The organism is Ventosimonas gracilis (assembly GCF_001580025.1).
In the GTDB taxonomy this organism is placed as follows: domain Bacteria; phylum Pseudomonadota; class Gammaproteobacteria; order Pseudomonadales; family Pseudomonadaceae; genus Ventosimonas; species Ventosimonas gracilis.
Window position 1 is genome coordinate 1 of sequence record NZ_LSZO01000218.1, and the last position, 373, is coordinate 373.

1 protein-coding gene is annotated in these 373 nt (G+C 37.8%); it reads right to left on the reverse strand.

Annotation, left to right across the window (positions count from 1 at the left end; translation table 11 throughout):
• Positions 1-63 precede the first annotated feature (63 nt).
• Positions 64-318 (reverse strand): type II toxin-antitoxin system Phd/YefM family antitoxin, encoded by a 255-nt coding sequence (locus tag AXE65_RS12720; RefSeq protein ID WP_068386197.1) that lies wholly within the window; start codon positions 316-318, stop codon positions 64-66.
• Positions 319-373: the final 55 nt, after the last annotated feature.

Consider the following 373-nt stretch of genomic DNA (forward strand, 5'->3'; position numbering starts at 1 on the left):
TTGTTTTGTCTTCTTCTTGCCATAATAGGTAATCTTCCCAAGCAAAAGATGTCCATTGTATATTCATACCTCGATCAGCTCATGTTTTTGGGTAAGCCCCGCTTCAACTTCTTCAATCCCTTTATTGATTCTTTCTGCATTAACAGGGTTGGACATGAGATAATTTGTCTCAATAAAAGACATGTAATCTTCATACCCAATTAAAACGGCTTTTCTGTCATTCTGGCGTGTAATAACAACCGGCGTATGGTCATTATCAACCTTGTCCAGATAATGGGCTAAGTTAACTCTTAGGCTGGTGAAAGAAACTATATCCATGGTGGTTTTCCTCGTGTGATTAAAAACAAAATGTACCCATACAGTAACACGCTAT

Excerpts from the sequence above, each read along its gene's own strand:
- AXE65_RS12720 (WP_068386197.1), bottom strand. The coding sequence starts at position 318 with ATGGATATAGTTTCTTTCACCAGCCTAAGAGTTAACTTAGCCCATTAT.